This is a genomic window from Algoriphagus iocasae (assembly GCF_014206875.1).
Lineage (GTDB): Bacteria > Bacteroidota > Bacteroidia > Cytophagales > Cyclobacteriaceae > Algoriphagus > Algoriphagus iocasae.
Map to the genome: position 1 here is coordinate 525,658 of NZ_JACIJO010000002.1, position 20,015 is coordinate 545,672.

The 20,015-nt window shown below is 39.6% G+C and carries 19 protein-coding genes; 16 read left to right on the top strand and 3 right to left on the bottom strand.

What is annotated here, in order from left to right:
- The first annotated feature begins 174 nt into the window (after nucleotides 1-174).
- The 10 genes from FHS59_RS09665 (at nucleotide 175) to FHS59_RS09710 (ending at nucleotide 9,783) form a co-directional block, all read left to right on the top strand.
- Entirely contained in the window at nucleotides 175-1,542 is a 1,368-nt protein-coding gene (locus tag FHS59_RS09665) for an ethanolamine ammonia-lyase subunit EutB (RefSeq protein WP_184494939.1), read from the top strand.
- The gene (gene eutC, locus FHS59_RS09670; RefSeq protein ID WP_184494940.1) at nucleotides 1,539-2,300 is read left to right on the top strand and encodes an ethanolamine ammonia-lyase subunit EutC; all 762 of its coding nucleotides are present in this window, start codon (nucleotides 1,539-1,541) and stop codon (nucleotides 2,298-2,300) included. The genes FHS59_RS09665 and eutC overlap by 4 nt, the downstream gene beginning before the upstream one ends.
- Nucleotides 2,301-2,325: 25 nt before the next feature.
- Entirely contained in the window at nucleotides 2,326-3,594 is a 1,269-nt protein-coding gene (eat, locus tag FHS59_RS09675; protein ID WP_246388451.1) for an ethanolamine permease, read from the top strand.
- A gap of 157 nt (nucleotides 3,595-3,751) precedes the next feature.
- Entirely contained in the window at nucleotides 3,752-5,401 is a 1,650-nt protein-coding gene (locus FHS59_RS09680) for a hypothetical protein (RefSeq protein WP_184494942.1), read from the top strand.
- Between the two features lie 55 nt (nucleotides 5,402-5,456).
- On the top strand, nucleotides 5,457-6,113 hold the full coding sequence (locus FHS59_RS09685) for a hypothetical protein (protein WP_184494943.1): 657 nt from the start codon (nucleotides 5,457-5,459) through the stop codon (nucleotides 6,111-6,113).
- Between the two features lie 41 nt (nucleotides 6,114-6,154).
- Nucleotides 6,155-6,502, top strand: a complete 348-nt coding sequence (locus tag FHS59_RS09690) for a hypothetical protein (protein WP_184494944.1) — start codon at nucleotides 6,155-6,157, stop codon at nucleotides 6,500-6,502.
- A gap of 100 nt (nucleotides 6,503-6,602) precedes the next feature.
- Nucleotides 6,603-7,070 carry a hypothetical protein gene (locus tag FHS59_RS09695; RefSeq protein ID WP_184494945.1) on the top strand — a complete coding sequence of 156 codons (468 nt, stop codon included), beginning with the start codon at nucleotides 6,603-6,605 and terminating at the stop codon, nucleotides 7,068-7,070.
- A gap of 88 nt (nucleotides 7,071-7,158) precedes the next feature.
- Complete coding sequence (locus FHS59_RS09700; protein WP_184494946.1) at nucleotides 7,159-7,737, top strand: hypothetical protein; 579 nt, start codon at nucleotides 7,159-7,161, stop codon at nucleotides 7,735-7,737.
- Between the two features lie 625 nt (nucleotides 7,738-8,362).
- Nucleotides 8,363-9,001: a hypothetical protein gene (locus tag FHS59_RS09705; RefSeq protein ID WP_184494947.1), complete on the top strand. Its 639-nt coding sequence runs from the start codon at nucleotides 8,363-8,365 to the stop codon at nucleotides 8,999-9,001.
- A 194-nt stretch (nucleotides 9,002-9,195) separates the two neighbouring features.
- Nucleotides 9,196-9,783: a porin family protein gene (locus FHS59_RS09710; RefSeq protein ID WP_184494948.1), complete on the top strand. Its 588-nt coding sequence runs from the start codon at nucleotides 9,196-9,198 to the stop codon at nucleotides 9,781-9,783.
- A gap of 118 nt (nucleotides 9,784-9,901) precedes the next feature.
- Here FHS59_RS09710 and FHS59_RS09715 read toward each other — a convergent pair whose 3' ends face one another.
- Complete coding sequence (locus FHS59_RS09715; protein WP_184494949.1) at nucleotides 9,902-10,312, bottom strand: basic helix-loop-helix domain-containing protein; 411 nt, start codon at nucleotides 10,310-10,312, stop codon at nucleotides 9,902-9,904.
- A gap of 227 nt (nucleotides 10,313-10,539) precedes the next feature.
- On the opposite strand from FHS59_RS09715, the gene FHS59_RS09720 reads away from it, so the two are divergent.
- The 6 genes from FHS59_RS09720 to FHS59_RS09745 all read left to right on the top strand — a co-directional run bounded on the left by FHS59_RS09720 (nucleotide 10,540) and on the right by FHS59_RS09745 (nucleotide 18,453).
- Nucleotides 10,540-10,809, top strand: a complete 270-nt coding sequence (locus FHS59_RS09720; protein WP_184494950.1) for a hypothetical protein — start codon at nucleotides 10,540-10,542, stop codon at nucleotides 10,807-10,809.
- A gap of 249 nt (nucleotides 10,810-11,058) precedes the next feature.
- Nucleotides 11,059-11,703: a DUF6266 family protein gene (locus FHS59_RS09725; protein ID WP_184494951.1), complete on the top strand. Its 645-nt coding sequence runs from the start codon at nucleotides 11,059-11,061 to the stop codon at nucleotides 11,701-11,703.
- Nucleotides 11,704-12,427: 724 nt separating this feature from the next.
- Nucleotides 12,428-13,213 (top strand): DUF1206 domain-containing protein, encoded by a 786-nt coding sequence (locus FHS59_RS09730; RefSeq protein WP_184494952.1) that lies wholly within the window; start codon nucleotides 12,428-12,430, stop codon nucleotides 13,211-13,213.
- A gap of 157 nt (nucleotides 13,214-13,370) precedes the next feature.
- Nucleotides 13,371-14,531, top strand: a complete 1,161-nt coding sequence (locus tag FHS59_RS09735) for an alpha/beta hydrolase-fold protein (protein ID WP_184494953.1) — start codon at nucleotides 13,371-13,373, stop codon at nucleotides 14,529-14,531.
- A 131-nt stretch (nucleotides 14,532-14,662) separates the two neighbouring features.
- Nucleotides 14,663-16,297, top strand: a complete 1,635-nt coding sequence (locus FHS59_RS09740; RefSeq protein ID WP_184494954.1) for a S8 family peptidase — start codon at nucleotides 14,663-14,665, stop codon at nucleotides 16,295-16,297.
- A gap of 326 nt (nucleotides 16,298-16,623) precedes the next feature.
- The gene (locus tag FHS59_RS09745) at nucleotides 16,624-18,453 is read left to right on the top strand and encodes a serine hydrolase (RefSeq protein ID WP_184494955.1); all 1,830 of its coding nucleotides are present in this window, start codon (nucleotides 16,624-16,626) and stop codon (nucleotides 18,451-18,453) included.
- 105 nt (nucleotides 18,454-18,558) lie between these two features.
- Here the strand turns inward: FHS59_RS09745 and rpiB are convergent, their stop codons facing one another.
- Together rpiB and tatC are read right to left on the bottom strand one after the other, a co-directional pair.
- Entirely contained in the window at nucleotides 18,559-18,996 is a 438-nt protein-coding gene (gene rpiB / locus FHS59_RS09750) for a ribose 5-phosphate isomerase B (RefSeq protein ID WP_184494956.1), read from the bottom strand.
- A 163-nt stretch (nucleotides 18,997-19,159) separates the two neighbouring features.
- Complete coding sequence (gene tatC, locus FHS59_RS09755; RefSeq protein ID WP_184494957.1) at nucleotides 19,160-20,011, bottom strand: twin-arginine translocase subunit TatC; 852 nt, start codon at nucleotides 20,009-20,011, stop codon at nucleotides 19,160-19,162.
- Between the last annotated feature and the right edge of the window lie 4 nt (nucleotides 20,012-20,015).

Sequence of the window (20,015 nt, forward strand, 5' to 3'; positions counted from 1 at the left end):
AATACGCCTTCAAATAATCCGATTCTTTTTAGAAAAGAATTGATTTAGCTAGCTAATCGCCAAACTTACGGCAGGCTGGCGTTCGGACTGACAAAAAATTTCTAACAATTCAAAAATCCCTAACTCATCCACATTTCCATTGGAAAACTTGAAATAAATCCCCACTTTAATTAGATGGTTTATCAGCATTCCGTCGGAAACTTTAACTATTCTTTTCCCGACCTCAAAACTGTTTTGGCAAAGGCTACTCCCGAAAAATCCGGAGACCAACTTGCTGGTTTGGCTGCCCAAAGCGAGCAGGAACGAATTGCCGCCAAACTGGTGCTTGCCGATATTCCTTTAAAGCAGTTTCTCCGGGAGGAAATCATCCCCGCTGAAATAGATGCGGTATCCCAACTCATCCAAGACTCATTTGATTCCAAAGCCTTTCAGCCCATTTCACATCTGACAGTGGGTGGATTTCGAGATTGGTTGCTAGACTACCAAACGGATGGAGAAAAAATCACTCAAATCAGTCCCGGACTCACACCCGAAATGGTCGCTGCGGTTTCTAAAATCATGGCCAACCAGGACTTGATTTTAGCAGCTTCCAAAATCCGGGTCATCACCAAATTCAGAAATACATTAGGCCTGAAAGGTCACTTTTCCACCCGACTTCAACCCAATCATGCCACCGACGATGCCAAAGGAATTATGGCCTCCACCATCGATGGCTTGCTTTACGGTGTTGGCGATGCGGTGATCGGAATCAATCCGGTTTCGGATTCGGCAGAAACTACCCTTCGATTGCTCGAAATGCTGGAAAAACTACGACTCCAGTACGATATTCCTACGCAATCCTGCATTCTTTCCCATGTGACCACCACCTTGGAATTGATTGAGAGGAAAGCGCCAGTGGACCTGATTTTCCAATCCATCGGAGGGACGGAAGCCACCAATACCAGCTTTGGCTTTAGCCTGGACACCTTGGATGAAGCCTACCAGGCAGGCAAAGAATTAAATAGAGGAAGTATCGGAGATAATTTTATGTACTTCGAAACGGGTCAGGGAAGTGCACATTCTGCGAATGCACATCATGGCGTGGACCAGCAAACCTGCGAAGTCCGAGCCTATGCCGTCGCCAGAAAATACCAACCCTTACTCGTCAATACCGTGGTCGGATTTATCGGTCCGGAATATCTCTACGATGGCAAACAGGTGATCCGAGCCGGTTTGGAAGATCATTTTTGTGGAAAACTGATGGGTTTGCCTATGGGCTGCGATATCTGCTATACCAATCACATCGATGCAGATCAGGATGATATGGACAACCTCCTGACTTTGCTCGGCGTGGCCGGCTGCAACTTTATCATGGGTATCCCTGGCGCGGATGATGTGATGCTGAATTACCAAAGCACTTCCTTCCACGATCAACTCTACATCCGACAGGTGTTGGGACTGAAAAGAGCACCTGAATTTGACGAGTGGCTGATGAAAATTAATCTGACAGACTCCACTGGAAAAGTCTTGGAAGTCAAGGGAAATAAATTGCTGAAGCTATGAGCGAGGTGTCCAATCCCTGGGAGAAACTCAAAGACTTTACCGATGCCAGAATAGCTTTGGGAAGAACGGGTGGAAGCCTCAAAACCCAAGAACTCCTGGCTTTCCGAAAGGATCATGCCCTGGCCAAAGATGCGGTTTGGGCAGATTTGGATGTTAACTCTTTGCGAAAGCAACTGGAGGATTTACAAATTCCCAGCATGCTTCTCTCCAGTCAGGCAGAATCCCGGGAGATCTATATCAAACGTCCCGACCTTGGCAGGAAATTAAGTGAGACATCCAGTGCAGAGATTCAGAATTCGAAGGTTCCAGCATCCGATATTTCCATTATTCTGGCGGATGGATTAAGCGCAAATGCCATTTTCCTACATGCCATCCCCTTCTTACAGGAATTTTTACCCAAAATAAAAGGGCTTTCCACTGCTCCCATTTCCATCGTCAGCCAAGGAAGAGTGGCCATCAGCGATGAAATAGGCGAAAGCTTCTCCAGCAATATTTCCATTATTCTGATCGGGGAAAGGCCCGGTTTGAGTTCCCCGTACAGCATGGGGATTTATTTGACATACAACCCAAAAGCAGGAAATACAGACGAAAAGCGAAACTGTATTTCCAATATCCGAACCGGCGGTTTGCCCTATGCCTATGCAGCGGAAAAACTCGCCTTTTTATGCTCAGAAGCACTAAGATTAAAATTATCCGGTGTCCACTTGAAGGATACTTTTGACCACCACTCACTTAAAAATGAATCAGGAAAAAACTGAATTAAAACGCACGCTAGGGCCATTTATGCTTTGGGGGCTCGGCGTCGGCTATGTGATTTCGGGAATGTATTTTGGCTGGAACCTCGGGCTGGCCGAAGGCGGAACCCTCGGACTGGCAGTAGCCACACTCTTTATCATCATCATGTATGTCACCTTCACCTTTAGCTACACGGAGATGGCCTGTGCCATTCCCAAAGCCGGAGGAGCTTTTGACTATGCCCGTTTGGGCTTGGGAAAAAACTGGGGATTTCTGGCAGGAATCGCCCAAAGTATAGAGTTCATCTTCGCCCCGCCGGCCATCGCAGCAGCGATTGGAGCGTATTTTAATGTGTTTTTCCCGGAAATCAGCATTACCACAATTGCGATTTCCGCCTATCTGATTTTCACGCTGATCAATATCTCCGGGGTGAAGTTTGCTGCCTACTTCGAACTGGTCATTACCATTATTGCGGTAGCCGAACTCCTACTTTTCTCAGGAGTCAGCTTTACCGAATTCAAATTTGAAAACCTTACCCAGAATGCCCTGCCTAACGGTTGGGGTGGTGCTTTTGCAGCGATACCTTTTGCGATCTGGTTTTTCCTGGCCATCGAAGGCGTCGCCAATGTAGCCGAGGAAGCCAAAAACCCGCAGCGGAATATTCTGATAGGATTTGGTTCGGCGCTTTTAACCTTGGTGATTTTATGCTTGCTCACTTTCACTTCCTCGATCGGAGTGGATGGCTGGGAGACGATCGTCTATCCTCCGGGAAGTACGGCACCCTCAGATTCTCCCCTGCCTTTGGCTTTGGCCAAGATTGTGGGCGAAAGCAATATTCTCTACCACCTGCTGATTACCGTGGGCTTGTTTGGGCTGGTGGCTTCCTTTCATGGAATTATCCTGGCGGCAGGTCGATCTACCTTGGAACTGGGCAGAGAGCGTTATGTGACGCCTTTTGTGGGGAAAGTCCATGCCAAAACCAAGACTCCTGTCAATGCCCTGCTGGTCAATATGGGCATCGGGATCCTGGCCTTGCTCACAGGTAAAACCGGTGAAATCATCACCATCGCCTGCTTTGGAGCTTTGACTTTATACATCGTATCGATGATTGCCTTTTTTGCCTTGCGAAAGAATCATGCGGATCTGGAGCGCCCTTTTCGGGTTCCGTTATTCCCCTATTTCCCAGCCATCGCCTTAGCCATCGCCATTATCGCGATGGTCGCCATGAGCATTTACAACCTGGCTTTAATGGTTATTTTCTGGGGATTGGTAGGATTTGGGTATGTGAGTTTTACATGGTATCAGATTAAAAAATAGACCACTTTTCCAGATAATACACTGATTTTTAATAAAATAAGCTGAAAATACCCAGTACTGGGTATTTTTTACTCTATCTTTCTTTTTACCTTTATTCGGTAACCACTAATTAATTGCAAAGTCTTTTTTAAAACCAATTAACAAAAATCTGTTTATCATGAGAAAAATCATTTTTACTTCAATTTTATTACTTATATCTATAATTGCAAAATCCCAATCAATAATTGATATGGAAAGTCCTATATCCAGAATTGATGTAGGTTATTCATTAGATGATAATTTAATTTTTACAATTGTTTTAAATACAAAGGAAAACACTCAGAATTTACAGAATTCAACTCCAATAAATTTTAAAGCCTCAATAAAAGGTCTAATAAACTGGGGAGAAAATATACAAGACCCTAAAAAAAAGATTCTGGTTGCAAATTTTCAACAAGCTTCATCGAATTCGCCTTTTACATACATTTCAGATGCAAAAGATGGAACTACAGCTCTGGTCCCAAGTCCAGCCAAACGTAAATGGAAAAGTATAGAACAAGCCAAACTTACTTTTGAAATTGATGGTAAGTTTTTTGAATTACCTTATTTAACAATTTATCCACCTTCAATTGAATCCTCAGAAAAAAAATCCGAGGTAATAATTTCAACTCAAGCAAAAATGCTTGGAAAGAACATAGGCGAGATAAATGTAAGATCCTCAGATGGATCAGCTTTCGAAATAACAAGTTTAGAAATAGAGAAGCAATCTCCTGCTGGAACCACCAAACACGAAATTATTGGAAACAATTTGGGTAATTCCAGATTTGCAAATAGTGGGACAATCGATCTTTTGATAAATACTCCTTTTGAAATTGACAACAATGCTACATATATAGCTAAGGTTAACGCAAAAAAAATAGGAAGTTCAGAAATAATACCTTCCAATTCTAATAATATTGTATTTATTGATGCAATCCCTTTATATATAATTGGTAAATCTCCTAACTATTCTATTTCAATCGATGACAAAGATGTCATATTTGATGAAGTTCGAACAGGTGGCAAAGGCGAGCTAGGAATTAGGTTTGCTACCAAAGAATTTTCCGATAAAATTAGAATTTCAAGAGAGAGTTTGGGAGGAGGTACATTTAAATTTACTTATGAAGGACTAAATGAATTACCAGATAATTCATTTTCATATTTCTACTATACAAGAGACGGTATTGATCTACCTCAACCATATTTAATTACAAAAAAATCTCCAGTTGTAAGTGATTTCAAATTTAATGGAACTAAAGAAGAAAATATTTTAATAGAATTCAGACTTCCACAATATGTAAACAAAGAATTAATTTCAATTAATATTATTGGAAAAGATGATAATCTCGAAGTAAAAGGAACTACTATATTGAAACCGGACCAAACTGATCAATCAAAATTTCAAGCAATTTTATCCAATGACCTTACAGAGCTAGTTTCGAAAGATACTTTGATTGATGTAAATATTATTATAAAATACAATAATTTACCATTATATTCTCTTGGATTAGCAATATTCAATCAGAAATTGTTAAATCAGAAAATGGGAGAACTTATTGCTGAAACCGCAAATAAACCTAGCAAGAGAGATCCAGAAAAAATAAAATCCATTGTGGAAGATATTGTAGAAATTGGTAAGGCAGTTGGTAATTCAATAGACGATGAAGAGATGAAATCAACAATTGAAACACTTAGTGGTGATAACAAAGAAAAGATCCAAAATACAATGTCAGATATTGGTAAATGGGCATTGATTTCTGGTAAAATTGTATTACCTCTTCTATTATAGAATTTAATCAAGATAATATTTGTCTTTCTAAAATATTAAAATTACATATTATTTTATGACATCTATTTTCACTCCTGAAGTGCTCAAATACTTAGTCTCAGTCACTGGGTTAACAGGATTAGCAGGGTTAATAATTTACTTTGCTAAAAAATTCATTGATAAGTTATTAGATGTAGGAGTAGACCATTTTAAAAAAGATCTTCAAAAAGAACTAGAAAATTATAAGCATGAGCTTGAAAACAAGAATTTTGAATTCCAAACAAAATTCTCATCTCTACACTTAGAGCGGCTGGAAGCAATTAAGAATCTTTATTTAAGGCTTCAAAATTTTAAAAGCAATTTATCACATGTGCTAATTCATTTAAATATGATTCCAGCGCCAGAGTTGAAGGATGAGGTTGGTTTTAAATTGAGTGAAGATCTTTTTAATTCGTATTCGGAACTGATCGAGTTTTTTTCAACTCATAAAATCTTTTTTTCGAAAGAAATAGACGAGAAAATTGGAGCTCTTGACAAATTTTTCGTCGAACATAATCTACAAAGCATAAATGTCCAGACTTGGGAGAGTAATAGAGCTTTAAGGAATTCAAAAGAATTTGATGAATTTCTAGAAGATGAATATCAAAAACTCATAGGGCTACATAAGATTGAAATAAATAAAGTTCTTTTGGAATTAGAAGACAAATTTAGAGAGATGCTTGGCGTGAATTAATTCCCCCTTGTAAAGGATCGAATTTTGAACTACCTACAAAAATGGAAAGAATCAATCCATGGACGATTGGGATTATCGGATTAGGTGCTTTCCTTTATTTAGCCTGGAACAATTTTCAAATTCCTTTTGGTTTTTGGACTTCGACAGCCGAAACAGAAGCTATTGTTACAGAAACAGCAATAGGTTATGGACCGAAGGGAATGGGCTTTACCCAGATTATTACTATTCAATATCAAGTTGGCGATTCAGTCTATATTAAAAAGAAAAAACTTTCCCAAAGAGTTAGTAAAAAGGAAATTGGGTCTGAAGTTTTAATCGAATATGCTATCAGTGACCCAAATAAATACGAAATCAAAGGATTTATTAAGCCAAAAAAACCTGGCGTTTAGGATTTGTAATCCTCACTAGGTGTAGTTTGCAAAACACCTTTCTATTTTTCTGGATTGGCAATTCAATTTCTTCTTTTAAATTTCCTAGAACTTGAATCACATGAAACCCACCTTATTATTTATCATTTTCACGCTAATACTTTTGGGCTGTAATTCATCCGATCATCAATCCCTAACATTTGAAAAAATCGAAGGAAATTGGTACTTCATTGATACCATATGTGATCCTGATCCAAATGCTGAAAACAAAAACTATGTAGAGTTAACTTTTACAGATTCACTTCTGATCTATTATGCATTTTACCCTGGCTTGGGACCCATGTATTGGCCTTATGAGCTTACTTCAGATTCGTTAATTATTAATGGTGAAGATACAGTATTCATCAAGCTGATCGATGATAATAAAATTTCTTTAGGCGTTTATTGTAACCCTTCTTTAACATATGAATTACTAAGAATGCCGGATTCAGAAAATACGCTAAAAGAATGTAAAATTGAGTGCGACCTTGATGATTTTATCCAAGCGAATTATGAGCGTCGGATGCAAGTAATAACAGATCTCCTTTAAACTTATCTCCCCCTCTAGGTGTAGTTTGTCCCGACAATTGTCATGGACTACGCCTTTCTTTTTATATTGGTGGATTGATTTATCAAAAATGAAAATTCTTCCATTTTTAATACTAGTTCTAACTTCACTGAACTCTTTTGGGCAGATTTTAGAATTTGATTCGAACGTAAATGAGTCGACAGAGGATCAATCTTATGTATACAAGAAGTTTTACCCTGACTATGAATTTATTTTAGCTTATGCCCAGAAATCATTCTGGTTTAAACGGCAAGAATATTCCGTTCTAACCTATAATGGATCCGATTGGGAACTCAAAAAATGGTCGTTTGAACTTAAGGAAGAAAAGATTAAAAAGTCTAAAGTGAAATCTCGAATCCTTGAGAAGGAAAAAGTTATAGAACTTTTAAATGTCCTAGAATCCAAAGGCTTTTTTTCTCTTAATCAAGACTCGTTGAATTGGGCTAAAAAAAATTTAGGGAATGGAAGAATGCTCCATCAATCAATCTTGGATGGCGTTTCTGAATACTTTGAAGTTATTAGCTCTTCTGGTCATAGAATCTACTCAGCACATGAACCTGTCCAAAAACAAGAGTTCGTTTATATTGGACAACGTGAGATCTTTTTAGATTGCCTTAATAAATTTCTGGAATTGATTAATACTAAATAAGCTGACTCCACCCGCTAGGTGTCCAAAACACCTTTCTATCTTCAAAATTTTCAATTCAAGCCAAATCCTCAATAGACCATCAAAACTTTAAAACGATTTTCAATCATTTCATTGGTTGTCTTTTTCCTTTGGATCTCAGTTTATTTGACTATTGGGAATCAATTTCTTGAGCCTTACTGGTTTATGATTTTTGTCTTGGGTATACCAAATTATGTTTCAACGATCATTTATTCGGTTGATGGTAGAAATAAATCATGGAAGTCTATTTTGCTAGGTGTTTCAGGGCTTCCAATCGCTTTTCCTCCCTTATTTTTCACCTACTTATCACCACTGATTTTAGTCTACCTCTATTTGTCCATTGATTTGTTTATCCGAAAGAAAGGCTAATCTCCTCCCTGCTAGCTGTAGTCCGCTCCAGTTGTCAGGAGTAAACCCTTCCCTATTTTTTGAAATCATTCGCCCCACCAGAAAACCACTGATTCCCAATACCATAGAAGATATTCTAAGTCCTCAATTTATTGCATAGCCCAAAAAAATAAGCTATCTTTTTTAGACAAGAAATTTGGAAAGAATGGTATCCAATCAGGATACGAATTAGCCAAGCCCATTTTTAAACAAGCTTATTATGTCAAAGAAACAGTTTGGAAACATTGGAAAATTCAGCAGCAAAAACCTGAAAATAAAACCTATTGATATCAAGGTTAACCCATCAAATCGAATCTCGAATGCCCAATTGAAAAAGCTTGACCCAAAGGGTATTGCCAGCATTCCAGCGCTTTCTGTAAACAGGAATGACTTGTTAAACTTGCAAGCCAACGAGTCTTGGGAAATCACCGCTCAAAAGTTGAAGGATAAGGATATGTATGTCGCTGAATATTTCGGATGGTATAGATCCGATCAAACAAGCATTGATGTACATCCGGAAAACAAATACTATCCTAGATTAAATAATGGCATGGCTGGATTTCTACCTGAAATGAGATACTTGGTTTTACGATTCAGACCCGAAATGGGTAAGCGGTATCGCGTGACCATTCAGTTAAAACCAGGTTCCTACAGAAATAAAAAAGTCATGACCAATATCACGGGTAGGTACAATGACACAAGGTATATCAATTATCAATTTAATGAGTTGATGTTTGATTTTTTGGCCTCATCAAATGAGATAAAAATAAGTCCTATTATCGCTGGTTATGAGAATTACTATGTGAAGTATCAGCCTTTGCAGATTGAGAAAATTAATGTGGATAAGGTAGGGGATTAATCCAGATCAGGGAGGATTATTACTTTACTCACCCTTCTTGGTTGAGTCGTAAAACACCATACTATTTTTTGGAATTGAAATTCACGCATTTTTTGGGAAATGTCCAAAACTATTAGGTCATGTAAACGTATGTACCTAAAAGTATAATCCATCAATTTTTATTTTCCTTTTTTATAACCAATAAACCACTCTTTATGCGCAATGTTCTTTTAGTATTAATTGCATTCCTCTTTACATTTAGCCTGCAGGCTCAAGACCTAAACTTTGGACTAAGGGGAGGGCCTAGCTTCACCACCTTAGGAGGGGAAGAAGGTGGAGATGGTTCCAAATTCAAGGTTGGATTCCATATTGGAGGTTATATCAACCTTCCTTTGTCAGAGACTTTACAGTTCGAGCCAGGAATTCAATTTGCAACTAAAGGTGCTAAAGGCACAGAAGCAGGGACTACTACCAGCATCCGAAATGGCTATCTGGATATTCCTTTGCTTTTGAAATACCAAGGTGCCGGAAATTTATTTATCCTGGCTGGAGCACAACCATCCTTTCTGATGTCTTCGGCACTGATTGTTGGAAATGGTGACAATAAAGTAACCGTTGACGGAAAAGATACCCGAGACCTATGGAAAGGGACAGACTTTGCTGCTGTAGTAGGTTTTGGCTTCAACCTTGGAAGTCAGATGAACATTCAGACTACTTACGAACATGGCTTTGCAAACGTCAGTGAATTTTCTGATACAGTTTTCAATAGGGGCTTCAAACTCAGCATAGGAAAGAGCTTTTAGCCTAATGACAAAATAAATTCTCCTCCTTCAGTCGTCGGGAGCAACTAGGCTTTATTTTCATATAGAATTTGTAATTCTGAGGATAATAAAAAAAAGCTGATGGCAACAAAAAGGACCATTACTTCTCCAACATCCTCTTCATAATCTCCACTTTCTCCCGCTCCGATTCCAAAAGCCGCTCATAAAGCTTTTTGTTTTCTTCCATAGACTCGATCAATTTATCGAGCGGATTAAATGTTGGGTTATGATTATAAATTAATCCAGTTGCGTTATCGTGAGAAGTGAAAGAATTGGATATGATATTTACTGCCTTTTCCTCATTAAAATTTTTAATCGCCTCCGCAGGCACTTTCAGAATCTCAGCCACCTGTTTCAGCAACTCCTCCTCCACTTCTTCCTTTTGCTCCAGTAAACTGACTTTCTTCTGGGACCAGTCCTCCCCCAGCTCAAAAGCCAAAGCCTCCTGCTTGATGCCCATCATTTCCCTGAAGCGCTTGATATTTCTGCCGTGGTGGATCTTCTCGTTCATAGTGTAAATATTAGATATGGAAATTAAGAAATTCTCCCGAAAGAGTTGTAACTAATTTATTCTGATCAACTGAAATATTCAAATCAACAGTTCGGATAATGCGACAATTAAGGTCGTAAAGATTTTTGAAGAATAATTTATTCCCAAAGCTTTCTAAAACAGCTTTTCAGGGAATATCAGATCCCATTAAGATTCAATAATTTGATACACACCAAAATTCTATCGCCATGAATCTTCAATTTGACCATTCAGAAAATGCCCTCTTCGAGTACTACTCAAATCAGGATATCAGTTTATTTCTCTGGGAAATGTATCAATGCTGGATGCTGGAGCTTTCACAAATGGATAAAACCCATTTAGAAGTAAGCAACAGACAATACTTTTTTGAGCTCCTGACTTCCCAGGTTTTTCAACAAGCAGTACCTCCTATTCAAGCCCCCTCTTCTGACACTTCCCAGGCCATTTCCCCAGCGGATTCATTTCAAAACTCAGGATAATTCATCCTTTTCATTAGCTAATTTTCTTACTCTCAATCCCAAGTTTCCCGAATCAGAAATTTGATCAAAAACCAGGTTTATACAGGGTTTATTCAAGGTTAATACAGGGTTTAAGGAGCTTTTATATAAAAATTTTCTGCTTTTACCCTGCATCATAACCCTTAAAACCCTGACCAGTAGTTGCTTTATAACTACCTTTTTATTTAATTTAATTACTTTTCTTATAGTTAACCTTTAAATTTCTTACATATGGCTACTCTTTCAGATTCCAGCGTAATTCAGCCTCAAGGGAAAGTGGGAGGCTTTACTTTTTACAAACTCAATGGCAAGATCATTATGAGAAGTCTCCCTCGGGCTCCCCATAAGAACGGAACAGACCCTACCCCACTTCAGAAAGTCTATCAAAACCGATTGGCAGAAGTGAATTCCTATCTCCGCTCTCTTTCTCGGGTTCTGGATTTTGGTTACCAGAACTTCCTAGACCAAAAAACAGGGGTGAATTGGGCTCACACCAATGTATCTACCAAAGGCTATAATCATCAAGCCAATCCAAGAATCAATCCTGCCTTTTTACAGATCAGTAGAGGCAGTCTTTTGGGGGTAGAAGACCCATTGGCTGTCCGAACAGCAGATGGGATTTCTATCTCCTGGAAAAACAATTCCATAGAAGGAAATGCCAGTGAAGGAGACAGTGTGATGATCCTTTTAAACCAACCGGAATTGACAAAGCATCATTGGATTAAAGAGGCAGGCAGAAGAAGAGATCTGCAAGCCTTGGTGCCACTTGATGCTGAAAACCTGGAAAAAGAATGGGAAGTTTACTTGGCTTTTTACAGAACTCTGAATCTCAAAAAAACAATGATTTCAGATTCAATGTATTTGGGTAGGGTTTAAGGAAAGGAAAATAAAATTGGAAGTTGGCAGTCGCAGTGATCAGTCGCAGTCGTAGGTTGTCATTCGGAGATAGGTGAAAAAGCCGAAATGATGGAGGAAGTTGGAAGTTGGCAGTCGCAGTGATCAGTCGCAGTGAACAGTCGCAGTCGTAGGTTGTCATCCGGAGGTGTGAGCCTTTCGAAATTTTCGGTTTTGTACTGCATAGAACACCGTTAAGAAAATGACTTAGCTCGCGCGGTACAAGCGAGATCCAGTCATTTTTAGGGGTGAAAGGCAGTACAAAATTCCGCTGGTTTTCTGTTTAAAATGAATGAAAAACGGTATCAGCGGAAAGAAAATATCGAGGCTCAGGGCTTTTTGGTTACTTTTTGGCCGCCAAAAAGTGACAAAGTTAAAATCCCGAATCCGCTGTTCAGGATTTAAAATCCTGAACTTAGATCCTAGGATTTTTAATCCGGTATATTTAAAAAAATAACTTGATTTTTAAGATTATAAATCTTCTGATCATATTTCGAGATTATATCCATGATATTCATCGGAACTTGAAGAGCAGGTTTTTTTATACTACTTAAATCTCGGTTTTTTTCAATGCATTATCCTGAAAAAATTAAGCTAACCAAAGGTAGAAATCATTTATAATACCCAAAACACAAAAACTCTACAAAATCCCCTAAATTGGATAGAATAGCATTTCTGCCGAATAGGGGCAATTTTTGAATGAAGAATGGATTTTAACAAAGAGAGTATTGCGCGTTTTGGCATTGCCACCAAGGGTTTTGTTTACATCTTGATTGGGGTGCTGACGTTTATGGCTGCGATCGGAACTGGGGGCTCCAAATCAGGGAGCAGTGATGCAATGAGATCCCTCCAGAATAACACACTTGGAAGTATTTTGCTCGGAATCACAGCAGCAGGACTGGTCGCTTATGTATTCTGGCGTTTTTATCAGGCCATTATGGATCCTGACAAGGAAGGGAAAGATTTAAAAGGAATAGGAAATCGCTTAGGCTTCTTTTCCAGTGGAGTTTTCTATGGTCTTATGGCATTTTCAGCAATTCAGATTCTAATTGGATCTGGTGGAGAATCTGGAGACGGGCAGGAATCTTTAATTGCAACTGCCTTAAACAGGCCAGCTGGGCAGGTCATCGTACTCATTATAGCCACCATCTTTCTGGGAAGAGCCATTTTTCAAATGGTCATTGCCTACACTGAGTTGTACAAAAAGAGAATAAAAGCTCAAAATTTGGATCCTAAAATACAGAAATTGATGGTTACCCTAGGGAAAATCGGCTATACCTCTAGAGGAATAGTCATTGGAGTGATCGCTTTTCTGACATATAGAGCCGCCTTTTCCTACAGTTCTGAGGAGGCTGGAGGGACCAAGGATGCGTTTAGTTTTCTTCAGGATGAATTCGGAACACTTGTCTTATCCTTGGTTGCTTTAGGCCTGACTATGTTTGGCATATTTTTATTAATTAATGCCCGCTATCGTGATATGAAGAGCGTATAGGGAATGCCTGCTAATCATAGATAGGAAGAGTTTGCTTTTTTTTCAATCTTACCCAACCTTCCTCTTTCAAAAACCCGTAAAGGATAAGACCTAAAATAATTTTGTTTCCGTTCTTCATGGCTTGGACTGGAAATTTTTGATTGACCTAACTAGAACCATGCATAAATATCACCTCCTACTGATCCTCTTTCTTTTTGGAATCAGACAAGCAAAATCTCAAGAAACAGGGAACATTGAAATCGGCAGTACTCATACTATCCACTCCAGCATTTTGGATGAGGACAGAAGTTATTGGGTCAGTCTTCCGGAATCTTATGGCAATCCAGAGTCCTCTTATAAAGAATATCCCCTGCTGATTGTATTGGATGGAAGCAGCTTTTTTCATCCGATTAGCGGTATGACGAACTATATGGGTAGCATTGGAAGAATTCCCGAGATGATTGTTGTCGGCATTCAAAATGTAAGTCGAACCCGGGATTTCACGCCCGATAAGATAGTCACGGCTAGGGAGAATGATTTTGGAGGTGGAGATAATTTCTTGGCATTTCTTGAGGAGGAGCTGATTCCAAAACTGGATCAGGAGTATCGGACGGTCCCATATCGAATTCTTTTTGGGCATTCGCTTGGAGGATTATTGGCTGCCCATGCTTATATGAAAGAAAACACCATTTTCAATTCCTTCCTGGCTATTGATCCAAGTATTGGCTCCTGGGATGCCGAAACCATGGACAAAAAATTAGAGGCAATAGGCCCTAATTCATTTAAGAGATACATCTATTTCGCCACTGCGAATTGGGGCAAAAGAAATATCAGAAACCGGGACCGACATGTGCGATTGTATGAATCGCTCAACAGTAACTATGATGGAGTATTTCCTGCGAAATTGGAATATTTCGAAAATGAGGATCATAGTTCCGTTCCCATGATTGCTTTCCACAATGGAATCAACAGTATTTTTGAAGGCTATGGGATTTCTTATCGGGATGTGGATAACTTAGAGCAACTCACCCAGCATTTTCAGGATATTTCGCATCGGCTATCCTGGACTTTTGCTCCGCCAGAAAGCCTCGTGAACCGCATTGCATACAGTAAACTTCAAAGCAGAAACGAAGCTGAGAAATCGAAAGCATTGGATTTCTTTATTTTAAATACTGAGAATTATACTGACTCCTACAACGTCTTTGATAGCTTGGGAGAAGCTTATGAAGTATTAGGTGACACGTCAAAAGCAATTGAAAACTATGAAAAATCCCTTTCCCTAAACCCAAATAATGGGCATGCGAAAGCGAAGGTAGAGGAATTGAAAAGGAAGGAATGATCAGCTTGGCGAAGAATGAAGAAATTCCAACTACCATTCAAAATTGTCCACTCAAGTAAAACAAAGAATACTTCACGATTTTTAACACTCATTTTTCCTCTCTGTTTTAATTGAGAGCGTTACTTTTAACTATGATTAAAAGCAAGATTCAAATTTTGGCAGGTCTAGGTATTGGCCTGATAGTGATGGGATGTAATTCCTCATTAGTATTGACGGCTCCTCCTATCAGTTACACAAACTCTAGCCCCAAAGTAGCAGAACTCTCAGATCAGCAATCCAGGCATTGGGGTCATCTGGATTTGCAAAAAGATACCATCCCGGGCATGAGCGTGGATCGTGCCTACGCGGAGCTTTTGAAGAAGAGAAAAGGGGAAGAGGTGATTGTTGCTGTAATAGATTCGGGCATTGATCTGGATCATGAAGACATCAAAGATGTACTTTGGACTAACCCAGGCGAGAAAGCAGGCGATGGCATTGATAATGACGGAAATGGTTATATCGACGATATCCATGGCTATAATTTCCTGGGCGAATCTTATAACGAACAGATGGAAATGACTCGAATTCTTCGTTTAAAAATCGGTGATGAAGCCTATCAAGCTGCTGCCAGAGAAAAGCTCAATGAAAAACTCCCTGAAGCGCAAGCTGCCTTACCTCAACTCAAGCAAATCGAAGCCATGGTAACCATGGCAGACAATAACATCAAAGAAGCTTTAGGAAAGGAGAATTATACTCTCGCTGATTTGCAAAACTATCAGCCTAAAAATACACAGGAGGAAAGAACTGTGGGAATGCTGGTGCAGGTGATGACCATGGGAGAGGAAGTTCCGGCGGCGATCAAAGATCTTCAGCAGGGAATTAAGTACTACGAGGCGCAAGTGAATTACAATCTGAATGTGGACTTTAATGGTAGAACTCCGGTGGGAGATGACCCGTATGACTACACCGATCAGGATTATGGCAATGGAGATCCGAATATCAGAGTTTCGGATGAAAGCCATGGTTCCCATGTAGCCGGAATCATCGCTGCCACCCGAAACAATAAAAAGGGAGTAGATGGAGTGGCATCAAATGTAAAAATCATGTCAATCCGGACTGTACCAAATGGTGACGAATACGATAAGGACATTGCATTAGCTATTCGTTATGCAGCTGATAATGGTGCCAAAGTGATTAATGCGAGTTTTGGAAAGGCATTTTCTCCGAATTCGGAATGGGTGTATGATGCCTTAAAATATGCAGCTTCCAAAGATGTTCTCTTTGTGCATGCGGCAGGCAATGACGGCAATGATCTCGATTCTCCAGAGAACCCAAATTTCCCAAATGATCATCCACAGACCAATACCGATGAATTGGTTGATAATTACCTAACTGTAGGCGCTTTGACTCCCTACTATGGTTCAGAGATGGTTGCAGTTTTTTCCAATTATGGAAAAGAAAATGTAGACATCTTTGCTCCTGGTGATGAGATTTATTCCACCATGCCTGATAATCAATATGAATTTCAAGGCGGTACTTCGATGGCGGCTCCGGCAGTAGCTGGCCTAGCAGCCATGATCCGATCTTATTTCCCTGATCTCACTGCTGCACAGGTAAAACAAGTCATTATGAAGTCAGGAATTGCTCCATCTATTAAGGTACAGGTTGGTGGTCCTGAAGGGCCTGAGAAGTCCTTCTCAGAAATCTCTAAATCCGGCAAAATCGCCAATCTCTACAATGCCTTGATTTTAGCAAGTGAAGTAGCTAATGGGAAGGCAAGTTTGTAAAGACCTTTTAATATCTAATGAAAAAGCCCAAACTAGAGAGATTCTGTTTGGGCTTTTTCATTAATTATTTCTGAATTTTTCAAAGCAACAAGTTGGCGTAATTAGAGTTTGGACTTTTTATCCGAAAAAAAACTTATTTGAAGATCAAGCAAAGCTTCTTTCACAGAACAATATTTCGCCAAACTAACTGTATTTCAGTTGTTTATAAATTCAAATTGCTTGTATATATGGAAATTAATTTCTAGATTTTGGTCCACTTTCTAAGGCGATCTTAGCAGTTTTTTAGGGAAATTTTTCGAGTATTTTTCACATAAACCCATTTGATTATGCCAGTACCATTTGTCGCCTATCACGGAGTCACTAGCTCCCAACATCAGGCAAAGTTCAACAGTTATTCCGGCTCAGGATTCCGAATGATATCTTTGAGCGTATATGGCTCAAGTTCAAGTCCTCGCTATGCTGCAGTTTGGGTAAAAGAAGCAGGGCCAGCTTATGCTGCCATCCACGGCGTCAATGCCCAGGGATATCAAACTTTTTTTAATACCTGGAACGCCAAAGGCTATGTACCCACTCTCATTTCAGCTACAGGATCTGGGAGTTCGGCAGTTTTTGCAGCGGTATTTGAGAAGAGAAGTTTTCCTGCTGTAATTGCAAAACATGGAATGACTAAGGCGCAATTTGATTCTCAAAATGCAGATGCAAAAGAAAAAAATCTGATCCTTCGTGCCTGTGCTGCATATGGATCCTCCAGTTCAAGATTATATGCCGCTACCTGGGTCAGCAATATCGGCAATACGAAATGGTTGGTTTATTCAGATCTTACAGCATCAGAGTACCAAAAGAAATTCAGTGCATGTATACAACTTCCATATTATACACCTGAGATAGTTTCTGTTTTTGAAGATAACCACTACTGTGCCTTGTTTACAGATCGCATTCGGGGAACATTTGTAGCCCGTCATAATATTGGTCCCACTTCCTATCAGAAAACATTCAATGATCAGGTAGCTGCTGGAAGGATTCCCTTCACTGTAGATGCCGGTGGTGTGGGAAGCAGTGCAAAATTTGCAGTTGTATTCGCAGAAACACACGCTCCAAAACCGCGAATTTGGAGGACAAATGGCCCTGGAACTTCGGCTACCAACGGATTAGATGCAATTTTTAAGAAATTTATGGTTAAGCATGGAGTTCGATATGCCCAACTCTGTGTAGGCAAGGCAGGAAGCATTAAATACAACAAAGCATTCACTTGGGCAGAAAGTAATTACAAAACAGCAGACAATTCAGACCTTTTTCTGCTAGCAAGTTGCTCAAAACTCTTTGTGCATGCCGCAATCAGGGAGCTTTATAATAAAAGTCCCAAAGTGCTCGACCCGAATGACAAAGCCTATAAGATCCTTGGATTCAGCGGTCCAAAAGACAGCCGAAGTGATGATATCACAGTAAAAAACCTGCTCGAAAACAAAGGAGGGTTTGATGCAAAAGGATATGACTGCACCTACGATATGCGGAATGTGGCGATTGCACTTGGTCTTAATCGAGCGGTTACAAAAACCGAACTAGCCAAATACATGTACAAAAACAAAAAGCTGAAGGATGATCCAGGCAAAGTTGATAATTACTGCAATTATGGATATGTCCTGCTCACCTTGATTATTGAGAAAGTCAGTGGTAAAAACTATTTTAATTATTTAAAATCTGCTGTTTTGGACAAAATAAATGTGACAGAAGTAAAGGTTTGGCCCACTGTAGCTTCGCCAAGGCCTAGTAATGAAGTTGCTACAGAAAGCTCTGCCTTAGGTTTGAGTGCAGTAAAAGTGACAAGTAAAGATGAAGTGCCAAAAGTATTTGGTGGTGACGGAATGATCAAGGAAGTTGCCGCAGGAAGTTGTGGCATGGCCTCATCTGCATTGGCAATGGTACAGACCATCCGAAACTATGCAGTTTGGGGTACAGGAGGAAGAGCAAACGGATCTGCCAGATCGGGAAGTACTCCTGGATCAAGTACATTGGCAGTATCCAACGGAGATAATATGGATTGGGCCTACACGATTAATACTAGGGATTTTCTGAAAGATGGCGGCAAAAATGAGCAGTTAAAAGAATTAGGAGATGCAATCACAAAATTTCTTTCAGATAACAAATCGAAAATCTAATTCAGGTAAGGAAAATTATCCTTAATAACTTCAAAAAAAAGCCCAAACCTGAGAAATCAAGTTTGGGCTTTTTACATCGGACACCGGACATCCAGCATCCTACACTTAACTACAAGCAATTTTATTTACTCTGTTAAGGTGTCTTCCTCCTTCAAAATCCGTAGTCAGGAATGTCTCCACCAGCTGTTCTGCCAATTCGTAGGCGATAAAACGTGCAGGTAGGGCAATTACATTCGCATTGTTATGCTGTCTTGCCAAAGCTGCCAGTTCATTATCCCAGCAAAGCGCTGCACGGATTCCCTGATGCTTATTGGCAGTGATAGCAACACCGTTTCCACTTCCACAGATGACAATCCCAAGTTCGAACTCTCCTGCTTCTATAGCTGAACACAATGGATGTACATAGTCTGGATAGTCCACAGAATCTGTTGAAAAAGGACCAAAATCCTTTACCTCATATCCTTGAGATTCCAATTTGCTGACCAATTTAGCTTTGTATTCAAAGCCTGCATGGTCTCCTCCTATTGCTATTTTCTTTGACATAATTTTTTTTTTAAAAGACGGAAGACAGAAGACCGAAGACCGAAGTCCTGACCTTCCAATTTTATCTCAAGCTGTAGAATATTGACTTTAGCTTCTTAATTATAGGCTCTAGATTCTAAAATCTAGCTACTTGATACTTGTTACTAAAATCTAATATCTAACCTTAAAGTGCATCATCGATCTCTTCCTCAGCTCTCTTCAGTGCACGTTTCTTTTCCAATCTTTTTGCAATCTGAATACCTGCTTCATAAAGCACCAAAATCGGCATTGCAATTAAGACCTGGCTGATTACATCCGGTGGAGTAATAATTGCTGAAAGCACCAAGATCACCACAATCGCATGCCTTCTATACGCTTTGAGCATCCCTGAAGTCACCAAACCCGACATTGCTAAGAAATACACTACCACTGGAAGTTGGAACATAATGGCAGATGCCAAAACCAACATCGTCAAAGTGGAAATGTAGGATGTAATATCAAACTCATTCAGAATAGATGGGTCCAACTGATAGTTTGAAAGGAAATTGATCGATAAAGGCGATAGGATATAATAGCCAAAAGCTGCTCCCATAAAGAATAACAAGCTGACGAAAAAGACTGCTCCTCTTGCTGCTCTTCTTTCCTGATCATACAAACCAGGGCTGATAAACCTCCAGATTTCCCAAAACACAAATGGAAAGGCAGCGATAAAACCTACCACAAAACTGGAAGTCATGTGCATGGTAAACTGCCCTGTCATCTGCCTACTTTGGATCGTGAACGGCAGTTCGTCTATACATAGCGCCGGAATGCCCAGGTAATCACTGACATTGCAAAGCCAACGATAAGTCACAAAGTCAACCTTGGAAGGTCCAAGGATAACGACTCCAAACACAAAGCTTTTTGCAACAAAAGCTGCTACAGATAGGACTAAAATTGCAGAAATGGAACGAAGAAGGTGCCAACGAAGGGCTTCTAAATGGTCCAAAAAGGACATTCCTTCTTCTTCCTCATCTTGATATTGATCTAACGCCACAGGT

Excerpts from the sequence above, each read along its gene's own strand:
- FHS59_RS09665 (WP_184494939.1), top strand. The coding sequence starts at position 175 with ATGGTTTATCAGCATTCCGTCGGAAACTTTAACTATTCTTTTCCCGAC.
- eutC (WP_184494940.1), top strand. The coding sequence starts at position 1,539 with ATGAGCGAGGTGTCCAATCCCTGGGAGAAACTCAAAGACTTTACCGAT.
- eat (WP_246388451.1), top strand. The coding sequence starts at position 2,326 with ATGCTTTGGGGGCTCGGCGTCGGCTATGTGATTTCGGGAATGTATTTT.
- FHS59_RS09680 (WP_184494942.1), top strand. The coding sequence starts at position 3,752 with ATGAGAAAAATCATTTTTACTTCAATTTTATTACTTATATCTATAATT.
- FHS59_RS09685 (WP_184494943.1), top strand. The coding sequence starts at position 5,457 with ATGACATCTATTTTCACTCCTGAAGTGCTCAAATACTTAGTCTCAGTC.
- FHS59_RS09690 (WP_184494944.1), top strand. The coding sequence starts at position 6,155 with ATGGAAAGAATCAATCCATGGACGATTGGGATTATCGGATTAGGTGCT.
- FHS59_RS09695 (WP_184494945.1), top strand. The coding sequence starts at position 6,603 with ATGAAACCCACCTTATTATTTATCATTTTCACGCTAATACTTTTGGGC.
- FHS59_RS09700 (WP_184494946.1), top strand. The coding sequence starts at position 7,159 with ATGAAAATTCTTCCATTTTTAATACTAGTTCTAACTTCACTGAACTCT.
- FHS59_RS09705 (WP_184494947.1), top strand. The coding sequence starts at position 8,363 with ATGTCAAAGAAACAGTTTGGAAACATTGGAAAATTCAGCAGCAAAAAC.
- FHS59_RS09710 (WP_184494948.1), top strand. The coding sequence starts at position 9,196 with ATGCGCAATGTTCTTTTAGTATTAATTGCATTCCTCTTTACATTTAGC.
- FHS59_RS09715 (WP_184494949.1), bottom strand. The coding sequence starts at position 10,312 with ATGAACGAGAAGATCCACCACGGCAGAAATATCAAGCGCTTCAGGGAA.
- FHS59_RS09720 (WP_184494950.1), top strand. The coding sequence starts at position 10,540 with ATGAATCTTCAATTTGACCATTCAGAAAATGCCCTCTTCGAGTACTAC.
- FHS59_RS09725 (WP_184494951.1), top strand. The coding sequence starts at position 11,059 with ATGGCTACTCTTTCAGATTCCAGCGTAATTCAGCCTCAAGGGAAAGTG.
- FHS59_RS09730 (WP_184494952.1), top strand. The coding sequence starts at position 12,428 with ATGGATTTTAACAAAGAGAGTATTGCGCGTTTTGGCATTGCCACCAAG.
- FHS59_RS09735 (WP_184494953.1), top strand. The coding sequence starts at position 13,371 with ATGCATAAATATCACCTCCTACTGATCCTCTTTCTTTTTGGAATCAGA.
- FHS59_RS09740 (WP_184494954.1), top strand. The coding sequence starts at position 14,663 with ATGATTAAAAGCAAGATTCAAATTTTGGCAGGTCTAGGTATTGGCCTG.
- FHS59_RS09745 (WP_184494955.1), top strand. The coding sequence starts at position 16,624 with ATGCCAGTACCATTTGTCGCCTATCACGGAGTCACTAGCTCCCAACAT.
- rpiB (WP_184494956.1), bottom strand. The coding sequence starts at position 18,996 with ATGTCAAAGAAAATAGCAATAGGAGGAGACCATGCAGGCTTTGAATAC.